Origin of the sequence: Bradyrhizobium sp. 134 (genome assembly GCF_023074155.1) — a bacterium.
Taxonomy (GTDB): domain Bacteria; phylum Pseudomonadota; class Alphaproteobacteria; order Rhizobiales; family Xanthobacteraceae; genus Bradyrhizobium.
On the sequence record NZ_JADPKX010000074.1, the window covers coordinates 786,341 to 808,549 of the forward strand.

Genomic DNA, 22,209 nt, shown 5'->3' on the forward strand with positions numbered 1-22,209 from the left:
TGTGCTGAGGTTTTTCGAAAAGGCGAGCTCTGGCAATGGCCTGGGCGCGATCAGGTCCGCCGGTCGATCAGGCTGACGTTTTAGGCCCCAACCAGCGCTTTCGCCGCCGGCAGCAGCGTCTGCTGCACGACCAGACCCCTGGCGCGGGCGTCCATGACGCCGACCGCGCGGAGCGCCAGCAGAGTCACGGTCTGCACGGCATCGCGCATCCTGGCGGGATCGTCGAGATTGTCCGGCGCGAGCGGTCCGACCAGGGCCTCGTGCAGGGCGCCGAGCAGCGCGGTGGCGGCGAGTGCGGTGTCCTGCGCCGGCAGGTGGCCGGCGCGCACGGCGGCGTCGATCCGCGAGGCCATTTCGCCCGCGATCTCGCGCCGGCTGGCGAGGCGTGAAGCGCTGACATCGACATCGACCGGCTCGGCGAGGATGCCCCAGGCGAGCCTGCGCTGTGACAGGGTATGCACCGCCACGGTGGTCACCGCCGCCGCCAGCGCCGAAGACGGCCCCGGCGCGGCATCGGCTGCTCGCCGGATCGCCGTGAGCTCGTCGCGGGAGACTTCGGCGATCAATTCCGAGATCAAATCGGCCTTGGATGGGAAGTAGCGGTAGACCGTACCCGCAGCGACGCTGGCGCGAAGCGCGACCGGCGCAATCTGCACCGCCGCCATCCCGCCTTCCGCCGCCGCCTCCCGCGCCGCCGCCAGTATCGCACTGCGCCGGGCCGCAAGGCGCTTCACCACTTGATGCGTCCGCCGATAAACCATGGCGCGCTTCCTGTCCCCAGCATCCGGTCCGGCGCAAAGCCCGACCGCATGCTTAGTCGCTAATCTTCGCCCAAATCGCCCTCAAGAACTGAACAACTATTCAGGGCAGATGACAAGACACAAATCAGCATATGCGCGCGGCGCAAACTTCGGCGCGACAAGAGCAGGTAAACGCATTCTTGCTCGGCGCGGCCGCGGTATGACGATCCGGTTTACCTCAACTTAAAAGCGATCATGCTCAGCTTGCCGATGCTTGCGCGCTGCTGCGTGCTGTCGTTTCAGCTCCGAGAGTCCGATGTCGATTTCCATGACAAGCAGCGTGCCCGTCCGCGGTGTTGCGCGCTGGCTTCTGCCGTTCTGCATTGCCGCCGGCGTCTACCTGTTTTTCCTGGGCATCGGCGACATCATGCTGCGCGATACCGATACGCTGTGGCAGATCAAGATCGGGCAGTGGATTCTCGAACACCGCGCCCTGCCCTATACCGACATCTATTCCTTCACGCGAGCCGGCGAGCCCTGGATCTCGAGCTCCTGGCTATCGCAAGTCCTGTTCGCGCTGGCTTACGAGCCGTCGAACTGGTCGGGGGCAGTTATCCTGACGTCGCTCGCGATCGGAGCGACCGCAGCGATTTTCGTCTACCTGCTTGAGCCCTATCTGGAGCCTGCGCGCGCCTTTCTGCTCGTCACCCCGCTCCTCTTCATGTCGATGGGCCACTTTCTCGCCCGTCCGCACATGCTGGCACTCCCTGTCATGCTGGCCTTTGTCGGCGGGCTGCTGGCGGCCGCCGATCGGCGCACCGCGCCGTCGTGGCTATTGCTTCCCTTGATGGCGCTATGGGCCAATCTTCACGGCGGCTTCGTCATGGGGCTGGCGCTGATTGGGCCCATCGGCCTCGATGCGATCGCGTCCACCGATCGCAAGGACCGCTTTGCACTGGCGTCGCGCTGGGCCTTGTTCGGGCTTGCTGCGCTTGCCGCAAGCTGCTGCACGCCCTATGGCTGGAATACGCCGCTCGCATCGGCGAAAATCCTCAGCCTCGGCAAGGTGCTCTCGCAGATCTCGGAGTGGATGCCCGCCGATTTCAGCTCGTTCGACTTGTTCGGTGCCAGCCTGCTCGGATTGATCGCCCTCGGCTACTACAAGGGATTGGTGCTGCCGTGGACCCGCATTCTTCTGCTGCTCGGCCTGGTCTGGGCGGCACTCAACCACGTCAGAAACATCGAAGTCTTTGCATTGTTGACACCGCTCGTGCTGGCGAAACCGTTGGCCGAACAATTGGGCGCGGCCAGAGCGGTCGCGCTCGCACGGGCTGAAGCACGGACCTCCTTTGCAGTGACCGCAATCGCCGCGCTCGTCATCGTTGCGACCAGCTGGAGTATCACGCGGTCCTATGCCACGCCGACGCGGTATGCCTTTATCCGCAATCCGACCCCTCGGGCCGCAGTCGACCTGCTCGAGCAGCGGCACGCGCAGCGCATCTTCAGCACCGCGCCGATCGGGAGCTATCTGATCTTCCGCAACCTCAAGACCTTCATCGATGGCCGCGCCGAGCTGTATGGAGAGCAGTTCGTGCTCGACTATTTCGACGCCATCGAAGGCAAGAACGCTGAGACTCTGCTGCGTTTGCTCGATACCTACCAGATAGACGCCACACTGCTGAACGGATCGACTCCCGCCGCAAGGATCATGGACCACGTGCCGGGCTGGAAGCGGCTCTACTCGGATGACCTTGCCGTCATCCACGTCCGCGATGACGCATCGGCGAAGCTACCCTCAGCACCGTGAGCCGCGGATCAGGCGTTTAACCGTCGCGGACTCGCTTGGACGTAACGATTTCGGCGAAGAAAAGACTTCGCTAGAACAAGCCTTGGCACGAAAGGCTTGGCACGAAAGGCTTGGCACAAAAGGAAAGAGCCTTGTCCGGGACAAGGCTCTTTCTACTCTTGGTCCGTTCAGTCTTACTTGAGGCTGGACGAGATCGAGGTGAACTTGGCGTTCAACGTGGTGCCCAGGTTATTGACGACAGTGATGATCGCCAGCGCGATGCCGGCGGCGATCAGACCGTATTCAATGGCGGTGGCGCCGGATTCATCTTTCGCGAAATTCGCAACGAGGTTCTTCATAAAGAGCTCCAAATGAGTACACGAGGCTACAACTGATCTGGTCTTTTTGGCTTCCCAGCGCCGCTCGACCATGGATGCGAACGTAGTGGCAAAGAATTGCGCCGCAGTTAATTCGACTGCGGAAATACAGAGCGGTTTGCGTGTATTCGGCGATGGTAAACCGAAATCTAAAACGATCCGTTAAATTGTCGAGACATCAAGCCGGCCCGGTATCACCGGTTTACCCGGAATTATGACCGCCGTGGTCCAATGTCGATCGCTCGGCACCCCGACAAAACAACAGGACGACGACGCGGCATGTCCCTTTCCTTTGCCAACAGCATCACGGTGCAGGGTCGTGCGCGAGCCCTGGTGCCGCTGTGCGTCGGTGCGGGCGCCTATCTCTTCTTCATGTATGTCGGCGATACGCTGCTTCAGGACTCCGACTCGTTTTGGCAGATCAAGATCGGACAATGGATCATCGATCACGGCGCTATGCCGTACACGGACATCTATTCCTTCACGCGGACGGGCGCCCCGTGGATTTCAACGTCGTGGCTGTCGCAGGTGCTGTTCGCTCTCTCCTATGCGCAATTGGGCTGGGCAGGTCCCGTCATCCTCACCGCGATGGGAGTCGCGCTCACGGCCGCGATCTTCGTCTATCTGCTCGACGTGCAGATCGAGGCACCGCGCGCAGTGCTGCTTGCGATGCTGGCCCTGCTGCTGTCGCTGCATCACGTCCTGGCGCGTCCGCACGTCCTGGCGCTGCCTGTCATGGTGGCATGGGTCGGTCTATTGATGGCGACCGCCGACCGCAGGAGCGGGCCGTCCTGGTACTGGCTGCCGCTGATGGCGCTGTGGGCGAACTTGCATGGCGGCTTCGTGCTCGGTCTGGCGCTGATCGGTCCGATCGCGCTCGAGGCCGTCGAGCACGCCGAGAAGGGGCGGCGGCTTCAGCTATTCCTGCGCTGGGTGCTGTTCGGCATCGGTGCACTGGTCGCGAGCTGCTGTACGCCGTACGGCTGGGGAACGCTGCTGGGCGCCACCAACATCTTGAGCCTGGGCGAGTTGCTCTCGCTGATCTTCGAATGGATGCCGGCGAATTTTGCCACCTTCTCCTCGTTCGAAGGCGCCCTGCTCGGCCTGATCGCGTTCGGCTATTATCGCGGCCTCGTGCTCTCTGCGCCCAGGATCTTCCTGATCCTGTTCCTGACCTGGAGCGCGCTGACCCACGTCAGGAGCATCGAGGCGTTCGCGTTCCTGGTGCCGCTGGTGCTGGCGAAGCCGCTCGGCCAGCTGGCCTCGCGCCCGCAGCCGGACGCACCCGGTGCCGACCGCTGGCCGGCCCGCTATGTCACCGCGCTTGGCGCACTCATGATCGTCGCCGCGGGTTGGGCCTCGACCTCGCTCTACATGGGCCACCACAGCTTCAGCTTCACCATGACGCAGACGCCGGTCGCGGCAGTCGACTTGCTCGAACAACGCAAGGTCCAGCGCGTCTTCAATGCCTATCAGTTCGGCGGCTATCTGATCTCGCGCGACATCCCTGTTTACGTCGACGGCCGGGCCGAGCTCTACGGTGAGAGGTTCGTCATGGACTTCTTCAAGGCGACCGAGGGCAAGAAGCCCGAGCTGCTTCCGCGGCTGCTCGACGAGCACAAGATCGACGCAACGCTATTGGCCGCCGACGCGCCCGGGCCGCAGATCCTGGACATGCTGAAGGGCTGGAAGCGGATCTATACGGACGACATCGCAGTGATCCACGTGCGGGACAACACGGTAGGTGGGTCGGCGACGAACGCGAAGCCCTAGCGCCTAGGTGATTGCGAGGCAACCCTGCCCTGCGTCAACGTCGTCACTGCGAGCGTAGCGAAGCTTCGTCGCAAGATATCCTCGCAACGACGAGTCGTTCGCCGACGCACCACCACCCAACAAAAAACGCGGCGTTTCCGCCGCGTTTTTCAATTCGATCTGCCGTTCGCGATTACGCCTGCGGCTGCGGCTCCAGGCCGGGATCCGGATCGGGCCGCGGGCGCGACTTGCCGGCCGGAGGCACCGCCGAGGCGCGCGGCGTGGTCGGCTCGAGCACGGACTCGCGGTTCGGCTTCTTGCCCTTGAGCAGGTCGATGATCTCGTCGCCGGAGAGCGTCTCGAACTCGAGCAGGCCCTTGGCGAGAGCTTCGAGATCGGCGCGCTTCTCGGTGAGAATACGCGTCGCTTCGTTGTAGCCTTCTTCGACGAAACGCCGGATCTCGGTGTCGATCTTCTGAACCGTCGCTTCCGATGCGTTCTGGGTGCGCGACACCGACATGCCCAGGAAAACCTCGTCCTGGTTCTCGCCATAGGACACCGTGCCGAGCGCCTCGGACAGGCCCCAGCGCGTCACCATCATGCGTGCCAGACGCGTCGCCTGCTCGATGTCGGACGACGCACCCGAAGTCACCTTCTCGCGGCCGAAGATCAGCTCTTCGGCGACGCGGCCACCCATCATGATGGCAAGGCGCGAGGTCATCTGCTCCAGCGACATCGACAGCTTGTCACGCTCGGGCAGCTGCATGACCATGCCCAGCGCACGACCGCGCGGAATGATGGTCGCCTTGTGGATCGGGTCGGTCGCGACGACATTGAGGCCGACGATGGCGTGGCCGCCCTCGTGATAGGCCGTCAGCAGCTTCTCTTCCTCGGTCATGACGAGCGACTTGCGCTCGGCGCCCATCATCACCTTGTCCTTGGCTTCCTCGAACTCGGCCTGGGTCACCATCCGCTTGTTGCGACGGGCGGCGGTGAGCGCGGCTTCGTTGACGAGGTTCATCAGGTCGGCGCCGGAGAAGCCCGGGGTGCCGCGCGCGATGGTCTTGAGGTTGATGTCCGGCGCCAGCGGCACCTTGCGGACGTGGACCTTGAGGATCTGCTCGCGGCCGACGACGTCAGGGTTCGGCACCACGACCTGACGGTCGAAGCGGCCGGGACGCAGCAGCGCGGGATCGAGCACGTCGGGACGGTTGGTCGCGGCGATCAGGATCACGCCCTCATTGGCCTCGAAGCCGTCCATCTCGACCAGCAACTGGTTCAGCGTCTGCTCGCGCTCGTCATTGCCGCCGCCGAGGCCAGCGCCACGGTGCCGACCGACGGCGTCGATTTCGTCGATGAAGATGATGCAGGGCGCGTTCTTCTTGGCCTGCTCGAACATGTCGCGGACGCGGCTGGCGCCGACGCCGACGAACATCTCGACGAAGTCAGAACCCGAAATGGTGAAGAACGGCACGTTGGCTTCGCCCGCGACCGCACGCGCGATCAGGGTCTTGCCGGTGCCGGGAGGGCCGACCAGAAGCACGCCGCGCGGAATGCGGCCACCGAGGCGCTGGAATTTGCCGGGGTCGCGCAGGAATTCGACGATCTCCTGCAGGTCCTGCTTGGCCTCGTCGACGCCCGCGACGTCCTCGAAGGTAACGCGGCCATGCGCTTCAGTCAGCATTTTTGCGCGCGACTTGCCGAAACCCATCGCCTTGCCGGCGCCGCCCTGCATCTGCCGCGACAGGAAGATCCACACGCCGATCAGCGCAATGAAGGGCAGCCAGGAGACCAGCAGCGAGACGAACCACGGCACGTTGTCGCCGGGCGGCTTCGCGGTGATCTGCACCTTGCTGTCATAGAGGCGCTTCACGAGCGTCGGATCGCTCGGCGCATAGGTCTGGAAGCTCGAGCCGTTGGTGAAGGTGCCGTGGATGTCCGGCCCCTGGATCACGACGTCGCGCACATTGCCGCGGTCAACCTCGCTCAGGAGCTGGGAGAAGGCGATGTCCTGCGAGGAGGCGCGCTGACCCGGATTCTGGAAGAGCGTGAACAACGCCAACAGCAGCAGGACAATGATGACCCAGAGGGCGAAATTGCGCAGATTGGCGTTCATCGATCTTCCTTCGTGGTCGCGCGGATCGCGGCCTGAGCCTTGGGCAGTTATTTGGGCAGCGCGAGGAAATCCCCAAGGAATCCTCTCGGTTAGACGGATACAATCTAGGTGTCGCTCCGGTCGCTGCCAAGGGAACGAGATGGGACTATTTAGCCCATCTTAGTCCGATTCCCGCTGAAATAATGGCACCCAGATCCCGCTTTTTCCTGCCTGGTTAAGGTGTCCTCACGGCGCGGTCTCGAAACGGCCGGTGCGATGATCCGCCCCTATCCACCCTTGCGCCGGGCCGGCGCCGGCCCGATGCGGATACGTCCCCCGACAAGGCTAATCAAGGCTCCCGCAAGCGTCTGCTTCAGGGCCGGCCGGCCATTTTTGGGTCCGCGGGGACTTGCGGCAATGGCCTGATCGAGCACGGCCAGAAGGGATTCGACCTTGCCGAGTTCCGCCGGTCCCTCATGCCCGAACGCGTTGATGGCCCGCAGCAGTATCCGCAGCCGGACCTCCTCCGGCAGGGCGGCAAACACGGGGGCCTCGAAGCTTCGAACGCCGGCCTGCGGCGCATCGCCGCGATCACGCAAACGGAGGAAGCGCTCGGCTCCATTGGTCAGCACCTCGACGGCCACATTGGCGCGCGCCAGCCTTGCCGCGAGCCGGGCCAGGCTGCGGGCATCACCACCCTCCGCCGCGAGCTGCGGCAGCAGCGCACGCAGCCGCGGCCGGGTAAAGACAGCGTCGTGGTTGGTGGGATCGTCGGCAAAGCCGATCTTCGCCCGCTTCAAGGTCGCGATCAGCTGCGACTTCGGAACATCGAGCAGTGGACGCGCAAGAACGACGCCGTCGCGCTCGGTGAGACGGGCCATCGCCGACAGCCCGGCCAATCCGCTGCCGCGGACAAGACGCATCAACACGGTCTCGGCCTGGTCGTCGCGGGTGTGGGCGGTCAGCACGTGGCTCGCACCAGCCTTGCGTGCGGCCTGCACGAGCAGGTGGTAGCGGGCTTCGCGCGCGGCGGCCGGCAGTCCCGTTTTCGGCTTGGCGCCGCGCCAGCGCAGGGTCCGGTGCGGCAAGCCAAGCCCGGTCGCCAGACGCTTGACCTCGCGCGCCTCGCGCGCCGCCTCCGGCCGCAAGCCGTGGTCGATGGTGACGACGGTGAGACGCGGGCCGCGCGCGAGGCTGCGGTGCCAGCGCGCCGCAAGCCACATCAGCGCGACCGAGTCGGGCCCGCCGGAGACCGCGAGCAGCAGTCCGTGCGCGCCTTTCAGGCCTGCGAAGAGGCGCCTGGCCTCACGCGCCGAGATCGGGGAATTGTCCTCTGACATGACGCTGCAATCGTCCGCGGATGGACCGAATGTTTAGCGCAGCGCCATCCGTCTTGTCAGGATCAATCGCCGCGCGTCAGCACTTCACGCGCTTCTGCTCGCGGTCGACCGCGGCTTTGACGCCGGCGGAAGCGCGCGGATATTTGCGGCCGACTTCGCCGAAGGCGGCGCACGCGGCCTCCTTTTCCTTCAGCGCCGCCAGCGACTGGCCGAGCCGCAGCAGGGCATCCGGTGCCTTGGCGGATTTGTCGTATTTGGTGGTGACGGCGAGGAAGGCTTCCGCGGAGTCGCGATATTGCTGGCGCTGGAAATAGCTCTCGCCGAGCCAGTATTGCGCGTCGCCGAGCAGCGGGTCGCTCGGATATTTCTGCGAGAAGTTCTTCATGGTCTGCTCGGCCAGCGCATAGTCCTTGCGCTGCATGTAGCCGATGCCGAGGTCGAATTCGTCGCGCGGCGTTGCCGAGGGCGGCAGGGTCGCAAGGCCCGTGCCGCCCGGCGCGGGAGAGCCGGATGGAGCCGGCGGATAGCCGGGCTGCGCAGCCTGGGGTGCGGTCGCCTGCGGATAGCGGGTCCCGTTGTTGGCGAGATCAAGCGGTTCGCCGGCGCCACGGCCGCCGGGCGCGCCGCTCGGGGCACCTGCAGGCATCGGTTGCTGCCCGCCGCCGAGCGCGCGCGGCGCACCCGGCGCATTCGGGCTCTGGTTCGGGTCGAAGGCATCGCCGCGGCGGCGCGTGCCCGGGGCGCCGGGCGCAGGCTGCTCCTGAACGATCGGCGCCGGAGAGGCGATCTGCGGCTGCTCGTAATTCGGCTGGGCCGCTTGCTGGTGTGGCGGCTGCTGGCGATAGGCCGGCGCGGCTTGCGCGGGCGGCATGGCCGCGACATTGGGCTGGACCGGCGTCTGACCGGGCGCGCCTTGCGCGCCGCCCTCGAGCGCTCGCAGCCGCTCTTCGAGCTGGCGGTTTCGATATTGCAGCTCTTCGTTCTGGCCGGTGAGCTGGCGCAACTGGTTCTCCAGCCGCTCGATCCGCATCTCGGGATCTGCATCGTCCGACTGTGCGAGGGCGGGCGAGCACAAAGAGAGCAGCGTGGCGATCGCCACGGTGCCGGTGAAGACCTTAAATCTGGATGACATCTTGCCCTGACGACGAAAGCGAAATGGCCTGCGACCGAACATTCGACGCGCCACACATTGAAGCGGAGTACGCCAAAACTGTGACTGAAACAAAGGGGTTTCCGTCACAGATCGCTGAAACGAAACCGGCGCCCGAGAGGGCGCCGGCATAATCGGTTTCTGAAGATGAACGGCGCCTGACCAATGGTCAGGAGCTCGCGTTCAGCACGGTGACGGCGCGGCGGTTCTGCGACCAGCAGGAGATGTCGTTGCAAACGGCGACCGGCCGCTCCTTGCCGTACGAGATCGTGCGCATGCGGTTCGGATCGATGCCGCGCGAGGCGAGGAACGAACGCACCGACTGGGCGCGGCGGGCGCCGAGCGCGATGTTGTATTCGCGGGTGCCGCGTTCGTCGGCATGACCTTCGACGGTGAAGCTGTAGCGCGGATAGCTTTGGAGCCACTGCGCCTGCTTCTCCAGGGTCACGATCGCCTGCGGGGTCAGATCGGTCTGGTCGCTTTCGAAGAACACGCGGTCGCCGACATTGACGACGAAGTCTTGCTGACTGCCCGGCGTCGCCGCGTTGGCCATCGCATCCGTGGCAGCATTCTTGTTGGCGCAGGCACCCATCGACAACGCGACGGCAAGCACCGCGGCCAGCTTCAATCCCTGGAGGATGCGCATAGGATGTTTCATTCCGGAGCCTCCACGCTCACGTTTCGTCCACTGCTGTCCGGTCTACAGGGGGTTGGTTAAGCGAACGTTCCGTCAACCTTGATGGAACCTTGCCACAGCCGGTCAAATGCCCCCAACCAGCGAAAAGCAACCGTCATGGTTAATGGGTTGTAAATGTGGCGCGATGGTGAAGGCAAGCCGCGCCGACCGGCAAAAACCGCGGCCCTTGCTGGAATTTTAGGCTCGGCGCGTGGAGACGCTGGGGCCAGATCCTTGGGCCAGATCCTGGGACCTAGCGGGCAGAACCCGTTGCCGAGGCGGCTACGTCCGGGCTCCGCTGGGTGGCCAGCGACACCGGCCGCGGGGCCGCCTGGCGCGGGCTGCTGCGTTGAAACAACATGCGCCGCTCAAAAGCGCTGGAGCGCATGATCGGAAAGCGCGTCAGAACCTTTTCCCGCAGGTTCCGGAAATCGGACGCCATCAGCACGGCCTTCTTGGTGGGCCAGCCCGGAAACCCGCGGGGCTCCGGCGAAATGGTCTCGTGCAGGAAGACGCGACGATAAAACGCCTGATGATCGGTCCGGATCATGGCCAGCCCGGTGTCGGCGTTGAAATGATCGCAAGCCACAAAAGCCAGCCGCACCGTCAGATAGGGCAGCTCCGGAAAACGCTGGTGCTTTTCGGGATCGGCAACAAACCGGCATGGATCGATGAGAACTTCGCCGCGGTCGAGGCGGGGATGCAAGACGTCGCCAAACACTTCGGTCGTGTAGGACATTCGCCAGTCAGACGTCAGGACGTGAATGCGAACGGAGCTGCAGAGCTCTCCATCGACATAGACCCCGAAATTCCAGGTGTTGGGCGCATCGTCGAAGCGATCAGTCACGCGCCGCGACTCCGACGGCTCGATCAGTCCGGCGTGCAGATAGGCCCGGTACCGCATCAGATAGAGGTTGTCTCGGTCCTCAGGAGTTTCGATCAGGCGGTAATCGATGCGGTCAAACAGAGCGGCTCCCCGCGGAAGGAGCACCGTTTGCGGTTCAGCTCCAGACGTCATCCAGTACCCCTACACTCCAAAGCAACTTCTGCGAGTGTGGGGAGATTAATGGTTCATTAACGGAATTGCAAAGGCTTAGAAACGTTAGGGTTAACCTTTGCAGCCCGCAAAAACACGGACGAACGAGAGCTAAATACGTTGAGGAGTGAGGCAGAGAAAGATCAGGCGATCGATCGCGAGGACACCATGACGATCTGGTCCTCAGCCCCGCGACGGCCATGCGAGGCATTGAGCAATTGGCGAATCCGGACTGCCGGCACCGGCCGGCTGAACAGATAGCCCTGCCCTTCGGTTACGGTGCCGTCGGCGCTGATCAGCTCGAGCTGATCATTGGTCTCGATGCCCTCGACCACGACGGCCATGCCGAGATCGGCCGACAGCCGCGCCACGCCGCGCAGCAGCGTCAGCGGCCGGTCGGCGTCGATGCCTTCGAGGAAGGAGCGGTCGATCTTCACCTTCTGCATCGGGAAATTGTGCAGGTAGCTGAGGCTCGAATAGCCGGTGCCGAAATCATCCAGCGAAATGCGCACGCCGATCGCATGCAATTGCGACAGGATGTCGTGCGTGAGCTGGGTGTTGCGCAACAGCGAGGATTCGGTGATCTCGATCTCCAGCCTATGCGCCGGGAGCCCCGAAACCTCGAGTGCGTAGCGGATTTCGCTCAAGACGTCGCGCTGGTGGAATTGCTGCGGCGAGAAGTTGACGGCGACGTTGACGCCCTCCGGCCATTTCATGCATTCCATGCAGGCGCGGCGCAGGATCCAGCGGCCGAGATCGACGATCAGCCCCATGTCCTCGGCGACCGGGATGATGTCCACCGGCGAGACCGTGCCGCGCACCGGATGATTCCAGCGCAGCAGCGCCTCGCACGTCGTGATCTTGCCGGACTTCAAATTCACCAGCGGCTGGTAGAACAGCTCGAATTCCTCGTTCGCGAGCGCCTTGCGCAGATCGAGCTCGAGGATGCGGCGCGCCTCCACGGTCGCCGCCATCTCGTCGCGGAAGAAGCAGAAGGTGCCGCGGCCGTCGGCCTTGGCCCGGTACAGCGCCATGTCGGCGTTCTTGAGCAGCGTGTCCGCGCTGACGCCCTCCGGAGAGGTCAACGCGATGCCGACGCTGGCCCCGATCTCGACCAGATGATTGTCGATGCGGTAGCGCTCGCTCAGCCGTTCGACGATCCGGCGCGCCAGCGCGGCGGCGTCCTCGGGCGAGGAGATGTTCTCCTGGAACACGACGAATTCGTCACCGCCGAAGCGGGCGACGAAATCCTCCGGGCGCAGCATCTCGCGCAGACGGTTGGCGACCGCGCACAGCAGCTGGTCGCCGCAGGGATGGCCGAGCGTATCGTTGACCTGCTTGAACTGGTCGAGATCGACGAACAGCAGCGCGGACAGGCGCTCGGCGTCGTGCGAGATCGCCAGCAGCCTTTCGATCTCATCGCGGAAATGAACGCGGTTGGGGAGCGCGGTGAGGTCGTCGTAGCGCGCCAGATGCGTAATCTTGGCCTCGGCACTGCGACGGTCGGTAATGTCCTCGAGCAGCACCACTGCGCCGCCGTCAGCCATTGGCTGGACGGTCCAGGACAACGACCGGTTTCGCTGCGTGTCGGGATCGGCGGTGATGATCTCCTTGGCTTGCGAACTCTCGATGTCCGCGACGATCCGCTCGCCGCTCCCAGCCGAGATGGATCCGGCGCTGACGCACGCCGCGACGATGTCACGCGCGTTGATGCCGCGCTGCGCCAGACCTTCCGGCAGGTTCATCATTGCGCCGAAGCGGTGGTTCATGACCGCCAGCTGTCCGTCGACGCGGAACATGCACAGGCCGTGCGGCATGTTGTTCAGAGCCGTATCGAACTGGCCGGCGAGCGCGGCTTCACGTTCCCGTGCCACGACCGCTCCCATGAAGATTCGGTGCAGATTCACCGAAAGCTGCATGATCGCCATCAGGAACGCGCCGCTGACCAGCGCCATCGCGATGTAGTAGGGCGTTCCACGCAGCGCCAAGGCAAGCACGGCCGGGCCGAAAATCAGCACGGCCTGGAGGTGGAAGATCGCAGGCCGGCCATATGCCCTGCCCGCGCCGCCCGCCGCGATTCCGGTGGTGACCGACAAGGCTATCATGTGAGCCACGGCGTCGTCCGTGGCCAACAGGGCGGTGGCGCACCAGATGCCGATCGCAGCCGCCTGGATCTTTGCCCCGATCTGATAGCGCTTCTGCCAGCGTGCGGCCGCCTCGACGGTCATGACCGCCTGACGTGCCTGATAGAGCCGCAGGTCGATCGCCCGCGCGGCCCCGGCCAGGATCAGAAGTGCGACGCACGCCCAGATCAGCGGCTCGCCCGTCCTCAGCGCGGTCAGGGCCGCACCAATCGACACGAAAATGAGTCCGGCCAGCAACGGGCCAGGCGCTTCGAACAGCGAATCGATTTGCGCCGCCGAAGTTTTCGGCGGCCGCTGTTCCGGCTCTCCGCTCTGACTTGCAAACTGCATCTGGTGTTTACGCGCGTCCTGTCTGGAGCGCAGTTTTACCGATCCGGTATGAAGTCTTTCTGAGGGAACATCGTTAAAGTCGAGTTGTTTTGAGTGACCAATAGTCGAAATACATCAATAGAAACAAACCGATGGGAAAAGTTTGCCGAGTGCAACCTTAAAGAACAATTATCGCGGGGAAACATCTGGCAAAGTTTTCGGAAAAGGCGCGCGGTCAAATCATCGCGCACCGAGGACGGGCGGCTAGCCCGATGTCGAGGACAATAGCGGCGACCATGCCGGGTCGGAAGCGAAGCCCGGCGTCGGCACCTTCAGCTCGTTGCGTCCCGAGATGTCGACGGAGAACAGCGACGGCCCGCCGCTGCCGCCAGGATCGCGGAAGAACATCAGCACGCGGCCGTTCGGCGAGAAGGTCGGACCTTCGTTGTGGTAGCCGGAGGTGAGAAGCCGTTCGCCGGAGCCGTCCGGCTTCATCACGCCGATCGAGAACTGCCCGCCGCCTTGCCTGGTGAAGGCGATGTAATCGCCGCGCGGCGACCACACCGGCGTCGAATAGGTGGCGTTGTTGTCGTCCTTGGAGAAGGAGATGCGCTGCGCCGCTCCGCCGCCCGCGGCCATGACATAGATCTGCGATCTGCCGCCGCGATCGGACTCGAAGCAGATGCGGGTGCCGTCCGGAGAGTAGGAAGGTGAGGTGTCGATCGCAGGCGTGTCGGTGAGGCGCGTGGTCGAGCGCGAGCGCAGATCCATCACGAACAGGTTGGAATTGCCGCCCTGCTGCAGGCTCATAATGACGCGCTGGCCGTCCGGCGAGAACCTCGGCGCAAAGGTCATGCCCGGGAAGTTGCCGACGATCTCGCGCTGGCCGGTCTCGATGTTGAACAGGTAGACCTTCGGATCGCCCTGGCCGAACTCCATGTAGGTGATCTCTTGCGAGTTCGGCGAGAAGCGCGGGGTCAGCACGAGGTCGGAGCCGCGGGTCAGATAGCGCACATTGGCGCCGTCCTGATCCATCATCGCGAGGCGCTTGACGCGGCGCTCCTTCGGCCCGGTCTCGTCGACGAACACCACGCGGCTGTCGAAATAGCCCTTCTCGCCGGTCAGCTTCTCATAGATCTGGTCGGAGATGATGTGGGCGATGCGGCGCCAATATTCCGGCGAGGTGAAATATTGCTGGCCGGCGAGCTGCTGGCCGGTGACCACGTCCCACAAGCGGAATTCGGCCTTGAGGCGTCCGTCCGGCTGCCGCGTCATGCGGCCGGTGACGAGGGCCTGCGCGTTTAGGGTTTTCCAGTTCTCGAATTGCGGCGCGACGTCGATGTTGCTGATGCGCTCGATGAAGGCGGCCTGGTCGACCGGCGCGAACAGGCCCGAGCGCTTCAGATTGTTGGTGATGACCTGGGTGACGCCGTTGCCGACGTCGCCGTCGGCGGGCGAACCCGGCACGAAATTGGTGATCGCAATCGGGATCGGCCGAAACTCGGTGGGATCGATGCGAAGGCGTCCCTGCTGCGGCTGCTGGGCGAAGGCCTGCCCGCCTCCCAGCATCGCGAGCGTCGATCCGGTCAGGGTCATGAAGCGGCGGCGGTTCAACGATCGAACGTCATTCATCGCAAAATTCTTTTGTTCGGATGTCACAACATGTCTTTCAGGCCGAAAGTCATCGGAATGAGCTTCCAGCTCTCGTATTGCTGCTTCGGCATGAACGAATAGACCTGACACTGCACGATGGCGCGTCTGGCACTCTCCGCCACCGCCTGTGCGATCGACCGCGACGGCCCCCTCACCGCGACGACGATCGGCTCGGACGCGAGCGATCCGTCGATCTTCATGGGGATGTCGATGTCGGCTTCGTATTGATCTGCATCCTGCCCGTTATAGGTCGGCGTGAAGCAGCGCTTCACCGCCCCCTGGAACGCCCCCCGCCAGGTCGCAATGTTGTTGGCGGCCGTTCCGCTCGTCGATCCCAGCGAGGCCGACGCATTCAGTGTCGAGCCGGCGAGTTCGTGCCGGGTCGCGGCGCGCTTGTCGAGATCACGCTGGATCTGCGCGGGATCGAAGCTGCGCTCCTTGGGCTTCGGCTGCTGCGGCGGCTGCACCGCCGCGACCTTTTGCTCGGGCGGCTTGGGCGGCGGCTTCTTGGTGTCCAGCTTTTTCTGCAGTTCGGCGATCGGATCTTCCTTGGCCGGATCAGGCTTCTTTTCCTGTGGCTTCGGCTCTTCCTTCGGCTTCGCCTCGGCGACGGGCTTGGGCGGCTCGGGCTTTTTCTCGACCGGCTTTTCGACGGGTTTTGGCGGCGGTTCGGGCGTCGAGTTGGTCTTGATCAGCTCTTTCTTCTCGGTGACCTTGCCGACGGCGTCTTCCTCGGGCTTGGCTTCCGCAATCTTCTCGACCTTCGGCTTCGGTTCTTTCTTGTCGCCGGTCTTCTGCCCCGACATCATCTGCGCGAGCTGGTCGGTGGAGATGATGTCGATCGGCAGCGACTCTTCGGCCGGAACGAAAGCCCTGCTGCTAAAGGTGACGAGCCCCCATCCCAGCACGAGGACGTGGAGGGCAATCGACGCAACGAGTGTCTTGTCGACCTTCACCTTCACGGTCTACCCCTGATCCGCTTCCGTGACGAGCGCCAGCTTCTTGAAGCCTGCGCCGGACAACTGGCCCATCACCTTGGCCACCGTCCCGTAATCCGCCTTCTTGTCGGCACGCAGATAGATCCGTTCCTCGAGCCCGCCGCGCGCGTCCGTGATCGCCTTCAGCTTCGGGATCAGTTCGTTGATCGCGATCTCGGCGTCGTTGATGAACACCTTGCCCTTGATGTCGACCGACATCTGGATCGGCTTCTGGTCGTTGTTTTCGAGGCTCTTGGCCTGGGTCTGCGGCAGGTCGAGCGGCACGCCGACCGTCAGCATCGGCGCCGACACCATGAAGATGATGAGCAGCACCAGCATCACGTCCACCATCGGCGTGACATTGATTTCGGCCACGACCGGCTTGCGCCGGCCACGGCGTCCACCGCCTCCGGACGAACTCGCAACGTTCATGCCCATGGTCTGGTGCCCAAATTGCCCTTCACACTATACATGCCGTCCGTCAGCCCCGCTCGTCGATCTGGCGCGACAGGATGGCTGAAAATTCATCGGCAAAGCCTTCGAGCCGCTGGGCCTGCCGGTTCACCTCGGAGGTGAACTTATTGTAGAAAATAGTGGCAGGAATGGCGGCGATAAGGCCGACGGCGGTCGCAAACAGCGCCTCGGCGATGCCGGGGGCCACCACCGCCAGAGAGGTATTTTTAGACGCCGCGATCGACTGGAAGCTCGACATGATGCCCCAGACGGTGCCGAACAGGCCGACGAACGGGCCTGCGGAGCCGACGGTGGCGAGCACCAGCAGCCGGCGTTCCAGCCGCTCGACCTCGCGGGCGATCGACACATTCATGACCTTGTCGATGCGCATCTGAAGGCCTGCGACCGAGCGGGCCTGGCTCTCGAACGAACGCTTCCACTCGCGCATCGCCGCGACGAAGCAGGCCGCCATGGAATGCGTCGGCTTGGCCGAGAGCGTGCGATAGAGGTCTTCGATCGACTCGCCGGACCAGAAAGCTTGCTCGAAACGGTCCATCGAGCGGCGGGTGCGGGCAAACAGGAAGATCTTGTCGATGGCGATCGCCCAGACCCAGACCGAGCAGGCGAGAAGCCCCAGCATCACGGCTTTCACGATCCAGTGAGCCTGCCAGAACAGCGCGATCAGCGACACGTCCGCGGAAGCGGCAACCGGAAGGGCTGACTGAGCCACGTCGGCCGGATTCATAAGCAGTATCCTCTCAAGGCGATCGTTACCTGATGTCCCGACCTAATGTCCCGGCCAGCAAATGGCCGCCGGTTCCCCAATAGCCGCGCTAGAACCGGCGCGGCCGGCAAGCCCGCTCAAAGCCTTGTCTTTCTGGGGTGCAGGGCTCGTCCAAAGCCAGCCGCCTGCATTCCCTGCCAAGATGTCAAAACTATGGGCCCGACCCCAAGGCTCAGACTTCGGGCTCTGGGCGCGATTGTCCGCAATTACCAGAGCCCGGCGATGGTTAATGCTGAGTTACCGCAGGCGAATTTGGCTGCGGGAAAGCGAGGTCCCGCAGGGGGATGGGAGGCGCGGCGCGCGGGTCCGCGTTCCCCCACGCGCCGCAACGCCTGCGCAGGGCCTCGGCTCTGCGTCACGTCCTCGACGGGACGTTGCGCTGGCGCCCGGAACACCAGCGTTCCGCTTCCCTGTGCGCATCAGGAGCGGAGCCCAATATCCGGCGGAGGAACCAGCCCTCACCCGAAAAATTGTCCAGAAAATCACTCCTCGCGAGGTTTTGCCATGAGCATCAACCCCAAATCGACCGCCGCCATCGGCGATCATCCGCTCCACCCCATGATCATCCCGTTCCCCGTCGCCTTCCTGGTCGGCGCGCCCATCGCCGATCTCGCCTTCATCGGAACCGGCGACGGCTTCTGGGCCAGAGCCGCCATCTGGCTGATCGGCGCCGGCATCGTCATGGCGCTCGTTGCCGCCGTGGCCGGCTTCACCGACTTCTTCAGCGACGCCCGTATCCGCAGCCTCAACGATGCCTGGTATCACATGGTCGGCAATCTGGCGGCGGTCGTGCTGGCCCTGATCAATTTCTACCTCCGCTACGCGCAAGGCGCGGAGGCTGCGGTCAAGCCGTGGGGCGTGGCGCTCTCGCTGATCGTGGTCGGCATCCTCCTGTTCACGGGATGGAAGGGCTGGGAAATGGTCTACCGGCATCATGTCGCGGTGCTGGACGCACCGGGCCAGACCAGTTCGGAGCCGGTCACGCCGCATCATGGCGGCGAGCGCCACCGCCGCGCCGCCTGAACGAGGAGCACGTCGCCTGATGACTTGAGGGCGAGTCAGGCCGTCGAGGCCGGTTCGGGGCAATTCGTCAGCCGCGCCGGATTGCCTACTGCGGTGCAACCCCGGGGCACGTCGCTCGTCACGACGGTGTCGGCGCCGATCTTTGCAAAATCGCCGATGCTGACGTTGCCGAGAATCGCCGCGCCGGAGCCGATGAACACGCCGCGACCAATGCGAGGCGAGCGCGCCGGCAGTTCCGTGCCGCGACCGATGCTGACGTTCTGAAGGATGGTGGCCTCGTCGCCGATCGCCACATCGGCACCGATCACGATGCCGGTGGCGTGGTCGAGATACACCGACGATCCCAAGCTCGCCGCCGGATGAATGCTGACCTGCAGGACGTTCGACGCCTCGTTCTGAAACAGCAGCGCCGCGTCGCGCTGGTCGTGATGCCAGAGCCAGTTCGAGACGCGCCAGGCCTGTAAGGCGACGTAGCCCTTGAAATGCAGCAGCGGCGCCAACAGTCCGGTGATGGCGGGATCGCGGAGCACGATGGCCTGCAAGTCGCGTCCGGCGGCCTCGATCAGATTCGGCTGGCCATTGAAGGCGTCGCGGGAAAATGTCGTGAAGCGCGCGCGTTCGGCCGCGCTGTCGCCAAGCCGCCGTCCGATCAGGTCGGACAATGCGCCGGTAAAATCGTCATGGGCGAAGATGAGGCCGCCAAGAGTCCGGCCGAATATGGGGTCGGCTGCCGCTGCGCGCTGCGCCTCGTCTCGGATGTTCTGCCAGAGGGCCTCGCTCGGCGTGATCGCAGCTTCCATCATCGTTGCCGCCTGCGATGTTTTGACGCTTCCTTTTCACCGTCAGATATAGAGCGTCGGCAGCGCGCGCGCCACGCTCCCCGTGAGGCTACGAGCTTGCATGCCAGGCGGCCGGGATCATATATATGGAGGAAGTCGAGTTCCCGGCCGAAGCTATGGTCTCAGGATCGTACTGCCGCGCTGGCCCGGGTTGTTCAGGCAAAGTATCTCGTTCGAAGCCCCGCAGCGGTCCGCCACCCCCGGGTTTGTCGTACACAGCGGCCCTCAGTGCTGCCGAAGCGACTCCGGATCTCCATCATCCAAGGTCACGCCAATCCATGTCGCCCAATGCCTCCGCCGACGACCAACACGACGACATCATGTATCCCTCCGCACTGCCGTTCCTGCTGGTGCATCTCGGCTGCGTTGCAGCCATCTGGACCGGCGTGACCTGGCAGGCCATCGCGATCTGCGCCTCGCTGTATGTCGTCCGCATGTTTGCAATTGGAGCGGGCTACCACCGCTATTTCTCCCATCGGGCTTTTGCGACCGGCCGGGTCTTTCAGTTCATCCTGGCCTGGCTTGCGCAGAGCACCGCGCAGAAAAGCGTTTTGTGGTGGGCGGCCAAGCATCGACATCATCATCTGCATTCCGATACCGAAGACGACGTGCATTCACCGCGTCATCGAGGCTTCCTCTATAGCCATCTCGGCTGGATTTTTTACCGGGAGCACGATGGCACCGATCTCGTGAAGGTCGGCGATTTCGCTGCCTATCCGGAGTTGATGTGGCTGCATCGCCTGGAACTGCTGCCGGCCGTTACGCTGGCTGCGCTCTGCTTCCTGGTTGGCGGGTGGTCCGGTCTCGTCGTCGGCTTCCTGTGGAGCACCGTGCTGGTCTATCACGCGACCTTCTGCATCAACTCCCTCGCCCATGTGCATGGACGCAAGCGGTACGTGACCGGCGATGATTCCCGCAACAATTGGCTGCTGGCCTTGTTCACCCTCGGTGAGGGCTGGCACAACAATCACCACGCCTACCAGAGCAGCGTGCGGCAAGGTTTTCGCTGGTGGGAAATCGACATCACCTATTACATCCTGAAGGTGCTGTCCTGGTTCGGCATCGTCTGGAACATGAAGTCGCCGCCCGAGCAGGTGCTGCGCAACGAGCAGCCGCTTGGCGCGCGCGTCATCAACCGGGCAGCCCGTGAGCTTGCCGGACGGTTCGATGCGCAGACACTGGCGCATGCGATCTCGTCGGCGCTCCGTCGAGCCGATTTGGCCCAGCTGCAGCTGCCGACGCTGCATGACATCCTCGGTCGCGCGCACGAAGGCGTCGATGCACTGACGCATCTGCATTTGCCGAAGATTCCGACCCGCGAGGAGTTTCTCGCCGAGGCCAAGGCGATGTTCGCGCGAACGCGATCACTCAACGAGATCGTGGACTACGCCTACGAACATTTCCTGGAGTCGGTTCGCGCGCAGCTCGCCACGGCGCGCTGATCAAGTCTCTCCGGACCAGACTTTCCAGACCAAGACTTTTCCAAACCAAGGCAAATCCGGACGGTCGCGGCAGCCTCACGCGCATTCCCAAAACGAAACCGCCCGCCTGCGGGTTGCGCAGGCGGGCGGCTCGAGGTCATCAGGACTTTGGGGGCATGCGCCTGACGGCTTTGAGAGGCGTCAGTCCCGAGATCAAGCTTGAGATCAACCTTGCTGCTGGTCGGTCGGCGGCGGGGTCGGGCGTGTCTTGTGTTGCGCCATGAACTGGTCGAACTCTTCCTTGTCCTTGGCGTGACGCAGACGGTCGAGGAAGTTCTTGAACTCGACCTGCTCCTCCTCGAGCCGCTGCAGTGTCTCGGTGCGGTACTCGTCAAAGGCGCGGTTGCCGCTCGAGGGCGGGCCGAAGCCAAAGCCGAAACCGTGGCGCTCCATGCGGCCGCGCATACGGTCCATCTTGTACTGCATCCGCTCCATCTTGTTCTGCCAGCGATCCTGGTTGCTCCAGCACGACATTCTTCTGCTCCCGAGTGTGAAAAAGAGAAGGGCAAGTCCGATCGGCCACCACATGATGAAACCGAGGATGGTCACGGCGATCCAGCCGGGATGCCAGGGCGTGTTGAGCATGTGGGGGCGCTCGTAGTGTTGGTCCGAAGGGCCGCGCCATCGATTGACATCAGCGGTGTAGGCCATTTCCCTCTCCATGACGGCATCAGCGCCGTTGTGAATGTAAATAACATTTACATACGTAGATCATCCCGCGATTTTGTCAAGCCGACCGCCTGACAGGGCGGGGGAATTATTTGGGTAACTTTATTTCGGCTTGCCCCAAGGACCACCGGGCGGCACGCCCGAACCGGAGGATGCCTCCGGTGGTACCGGCGGCGGCTCGGCGCTTTTCGCCGGGGGACGGCGATCGGTCGGGAAGCCGAGACCGCGCAGATAGATCAGCACCTCGGCTTCGAGCAGCTCGTCCGGGGACATGGGCAGCTTTCGACGCGCAGCATCGCCGCGGGAGAACAGCGAGGCCACGCCATGCGCCATCGACCAGATGTGCAGCGCCATCATCATCGCCGGCGGCCGCGGGGTGCCCGGCGGTGCCAGCGCGGCAAGCCGCTCCGCCGCGGCACGAATGATGTTGAAAGCACGCTCGCTGGCGGCCTGGAGCGCTGGATTGGAATCCACCGGCACGCCCGATTCGAACATCGCATTGTAGAACGCGGGCTCCTCGCGCGCGAAGGCGAGATAGGCCCTGCCGACTCGCTCGAAAGCCGTGACGGTGTCGGGCCGTCCGTCGTCCCAAGCCGCGGTCAAGCGCGCTTCGAACTGCTCGAAGCCGCGCTGCGCGATCGAGGACAGCAGTTCTTCACGGTCGCGAAAATGCCGGTACGGTGCCGCGGCACTGACGCCAGCCATGCGCGCGGCATCGGCAAAGGTGAAGCCGGCCGCGCCCTTCTCGGCGATCAGCCCGAGGGCGGCCTGCAACAGGGCTTCCTTCAGATTGCCGTGGTGATAGCCGCGCTCGGCGCGGCGCGTCTCCTTGCGCCAGCTCATGTGAACGACCTTTACATGAGCTGGGCAGGAAGGTCACTAGCGGCGACGGGGTTGATCGACCGTATTCTTCCCGGTCCGACGC

General features: G+C 64.0%; 19 protein-coding genes. 4 read left to right on the plus strand and 15 right to left on the minus strand.

Features of this window, described 5'->3' with window-relative positions:
• Positions 1-80 precede the first annotated feature (80 nt).
• Positions 81-761, minus strand: coding sequence for a TetR/AcrR family transcriptional regulator (locus tag IVA75_RS33935; RefSeq protein ID WP_027520003.1), 681 nt, complete (start codon positions 759-761; stop codon positions 81-83).
• 295 nt (positions 762-1,056) lie between these two features.
• On the opposite strand from IVA75_RS33935, the gene IVA75_RS33940 reads away from it, so the two are divergent.
• Entirely contained in the window at positions 1,057-2,547 is a 1,491-nt protein-coding gene (locus tag IVA75_RS33940) for a hypothetical protein (RefSeq protein ID WP_247287591.1), read from the plus strand.
• Positions 2,548-2,720: 173 nt separating this feature from the next.
• On the opposite strand, the gene IVA75_RS33945 is transcribed toward IVA75_RS33940, so the two are convergent.
• Positions 2,721-2,885, minus strand: a complete 165-nt coding sequence (locus tag IVA75_RS33945) for a Flp family type IVb pilin (RefSeq protein WP_027570346.1) — start codon at positions 2,883-2,885, stop codon at positions 2,721-2,723.
• Positions 2,886-3,182: 297 nt separating this feature from the next.
• Here IVA75_RS33945 and IVA75_RS33950 point away from each other — a divergent pair, with 297 nt between their 5' ends.
• Positions 3,183-4,676 (plus strand): hypothetical protein, encoded by a 1,494-nt coding sequence (locus IVA75_RS33950; RefSeq protein ID WP_247287590.1) that lies wholly within the window; start codon positions 3,183-3,185, stop codon positions 4,674-4,676.
• Positions 4,677-4,848: 172 nt separating this feature from the next.
• Here the strand turns inward: IVA75_RS33950 and ftsH are convergent, their stop codons facing one another.
• The 10 genes from ftsH to tolQ all read right to left on the minus strand — a co-directional run bounded on the left by ftsH (position 4,849) and on the right by tolQ (position 17,233).
• Positions 4,849-6,771, minus strand: coding sequence for an ATP-dependent zinc metalloprotease FtsH (ftsH, locus tag IVA75_RS33955; RefSeq protein WP_007596301.1), 1,923 nt, complete (start codon positions 6,769-6,771; stop codon positions 4,849-4,851).
• Between the two features lie 266 nt (positions 6,772-7,037).
• Positions 7,038-8,090, minus strand: coding sequence for a tRNA lysidine(34) synthetase TilS (tilS, locus tag IVA75_RS33960; RefSeq protein WP_247287589.1), 1,053 nt, complete (start codon positions 8,088-8,090; stop codon positions 7,038-7,040).
• 76 nt (positions 8,091-8,166) lie between these two features.
• Positions 8,167-9,222, minus strand: coding sequence for a tol-pal system protein YbgF (gene ybgF / locus IVA75_RS33965; protein ID WP_247287588.1), 1,056 nt, complete (start codon positions 9,220-9,222; stop codon positions 8,167-8,169).
• A gap of 187 nt (positions 9,223-9,409) precedes the next feature.
• Entirely contained in the window at positions 9,410-9,898 is a 489-nt protein-coding gene (gene pal / locus IVA75_RS33970; RefSeq protein ID WP_007596304.1) for a peptidoglycan-associated lipoprotein Pal, read from the minus strand.
• 271 nt (positions 9,899-10,169) lie between these two features.
• Positions 10,170-10,934 (minus strand): hypothetical protein, encoded by a 765-nt coding sequence (locus IVA75_RS33975; RefSeq protein WP_247287587.1) that lies wholly within the window; start codon positions 10,932-10,934, stop codon positions 10,170-10,172.
• 161 nt (positions 10,935-11,095) lie between these two features.
• Positions 11,096-13,426 (minus strand): EAL domain-containing protein, encoded by a 2,331-nt coding sequence (locus IVA75_RS33980; RefSeq protein WP_247287586.1) that lies wholly within the window; start codon positions 13,424-13,426, stop codon positions 11,096-11,098.
• Between the two features lie 243 nt (positions 13,427-13,669).
• Positions 13,670-15,037: a Tol-Pal system beta propeller repeat protein TolB gene (gene tolB, locus IVA75_RS33985; protein ID WP_247287585.1), complete on the minus strand. Its 1,368-nt coding sequence runs from the start codon at positions 15,035-15,037 to the stop codon at positions 13,670-13,672.
• 23 nt (positions 15,038-15,060) lie between these two features.
• A complete protein-coding gene (locus IVA75_RS33990; RefSeq protein WP_247287583.1) occupies positions 15,061-16,020 on the minus strand; it encodes a protein TolA in 960 nt (319 codons plus the stop codon).
• Positions 16,021-16,023: 3 nt separating this feature from the next.
• Positions 16,024-16,473: a protein TolR gene (gene tolR, locus IVA75_RS33995; protein WP_018453789.1), complete on the minus strand. Its 450-nt coding sequence runs from the start codon at positions 16,471-16,473 to the stop codon at positions 16,024-16,026.
• 43 nt (positions 16,474-16,516) lie between these two features.
• Positions 16,517-17,233 (minus strand): protein TolQ, encoded by a 717-nt coding sequence (gene tolQ, locus IVA75_RS34000; protein WP_007596319.1) that lies wholly within the window; start codon positions 17,231-17,233, stop codon positions 16,517-16,519.
• A 543-nt stretch (positions 17,234-17,776) separates the two neighbouring features.
• Between tolQ and IVA75_RS34005 the strand changes: the two genes are divergently transcribed.
• Complete coding sequence (locus IVA75_RS34005; protein WP_027570338.1) at positions 17,777-18,295, plus strand: DUF2231 domain-containing protein; 519 nt, start codon at positions 17,777-17,779, stop codon at positions 18,293-18,295.
• 35 nt (positions 18,296-18,330) lie between these two features.
• Here the strand turns inward: IVA75_RS34005 and IVA75_RS34010 are convergent, their stop codons facing one another.
• Positions 18,331-19,098 (minus strand): serine acetyltransferase, encoded by a 768-nt coding sequence (locus IVA75_RS34010; RefSeq protein ID WP_247287582.1) that lies wholly within the window; start codon positions 19,096-19,098, stop codon positions 18,331-18,333.
• A gap of 314 nt (positions 19,099-19,412) precedes the next feature.
• On the opposite strand from IVA75_RS34010, the gene IVA75_RS34015 reads away from it, so the two are divergent.
• Positions 19,413-20,576, plus strand: coding sequence for an acyl-CoA desaturase (locus IVA75_RS34015; RefSeq protein ID WP_247287581.1), 1,164 nt, complete (start codon positions 19,413-19,415; stop codon positions 20,574-20,576).
• A gap of 204 nt (positions 20,577-20,780) precedes the next feature.
• On the opposite strand, the gene IVA75_RS34020 is transcribed toward IVA75_RS34015, so the two are convergent.
• Both IVA75_RS34020 and IVA75_RS34025 read right to left on the minus strand, forming a co-directional pair.
• Positions 20,781-21,266 carry a DUF2852 domain-containing protein gene (locus tag IVA75_RS34020; protein WP_027570335.1) on the minus strand — a complete coding sequence of 162 codons (486 nt, stop codon included), beginning with the start codon at positions 21,264-21,266 and terminating at the stop codon, positions 20,781-20,783.
• Between the two features lie 120 nt (positions 21,267-21,386).
• Positions 21,387-22,127, minus strand: a complete 741-nt coding sequence (locus IVA75_RS34025) for a TetR/AcrR family transcriptional regulator (protein WP_027570334.1) — start codon at positions 22,125-22,127, stop codon at positions 21,387-21,389.
• Positions 22,128-22,209 lie beyond the last annotated feature (82 nt).

Excerpts from the sequence above, each read along its gene's own strand:
- IVA75_RS33935 (WP_027520003.1), bottom strand. The coding sequence starts at position 761 with ATGGTTTATCGGCGGACGCATCAAGTGGTGAAGCGCCTTGCGGCCCGG.
- IVA75_RS33940 (WP_247287591.1), top strand. The coding sequence starts at position 1,057 with ATGTCGATTTCCATGACAAGCAGCGTGCCCGTCCGCGGTGTTGCGCGC.
- IVA75_RS33945 (WP_027570346.1), bottom strand. The coding sequence starts at position 2,885 with ATGAAGAACCTCGTTGCGAATTTCGCGAAAGATGAATCCGGCGCCACC.
- IVA75_RS33950 (WP_247287590.1), top strand. The coding sequence starts at position 3,183 with ATGTCCCTTTCCTTTGCCAACAGCATCACGGTGCAGGGTCGTGCGCGA.
- ftsH (WP_007596301.1), bottom strand. The coding sequence starts at position 6,771 with ATGAACGCCAATCTGCGCAATTTCGCCCTCTGGGTCATCATTGTCCTG.
- tilS (WP_247287589.1), bottom strand. The coding sequence starts at position 8,090 with ATGTCAGAGGACAATTCCCCGATCTCGGCGCGTGAGGCCAGGCGCCTC.
- ybgF (WP_247287588.1), bottom strand. The coding sequence starts at position 9,222 with ATGTCATCCAGATTTAAGGTCTTCACCGGCACCGTGGCGATCGCCACG.
- pal (WP_007596304.1), bottom strand. The coding sequence starts at position 9,898 with ATGAAACATCCTATGCGCATCCTCCAGGGATTGAAGCTGGCCGCGGTG.
- IVA75_RS33975 (WP_247287587.1), bottom strand. The coding sequence starts at position 10,934 with ATGACGTCTGGAGCTGAACCGCAAACGGTGCTCCTTCCGCGGGGAGCC.
- IVA75_RS33980 (WP_247287586.1), bottom strand. The coding sequence starts at position 13,426 with ATGCAGTTTGCAAGTCAGAGCGGAGAGCCGGAACAGCGGCCGCCGAAA.
- tolB (WP_247287585.1), bottom strand. The coding sequence starts at position 15,037 with ATGAATGACGTTCGATCGTTGAACCGCCGCCGCTTCATGACCCTGACC.
- tolR (WP_018453789.1), bottom strand. The coding sequence starts at position 16,473 with ATGGGCATGAACGTTGCGAGTTCGTCCGGAGGCGGTGGACGCCGTGGC.
- tolQ (WP_007596319.1), bottom strand. The coding sequence starts at position 17,233 with ATGAATCCGGCCGACGTGGCTCAGTCAGCCCTTCCGGTTGCCGCTTCC.
- IVA75_RS34005 (WP_027570338.1), top strand. The coding sequence starts at position 17,777 with ATGAGCATCAACCCCAAATCGACCGCCGCCATCGGCGATCATCCGCTC.
- IVA75_RS34010 (WP_247287582.1), bottom strand. The coding sequence starts at position 19,098 with ATGATGGAAGCTGCGATCACGCCGAGCGAGGCCCTCTGGCAGAACATC.
- IVA75_RS34015 (WP_247287581.1), top strand. The coding sequence starts at position 19,413 with ATGTCGCCCAATGCCTCCGCCGACGACCAACACGACGACATCATGTAT.
- IVA75_RS34020 (WP_027570335.1), bottom strand. The coding sequence starts at position 21,266 with ATGGCCTACACCGCTGATGTCAATCGATGGCGCGGCCCTTCGGACCAA.
- IVA75_RS34025 (WP_027570334.1), bottom strand. The coding sequence starts at position 22,127 with ATGAGCTGGCGCAAGGAGACGCGCCGCGCCGAGCGCGGCTATCACCAC.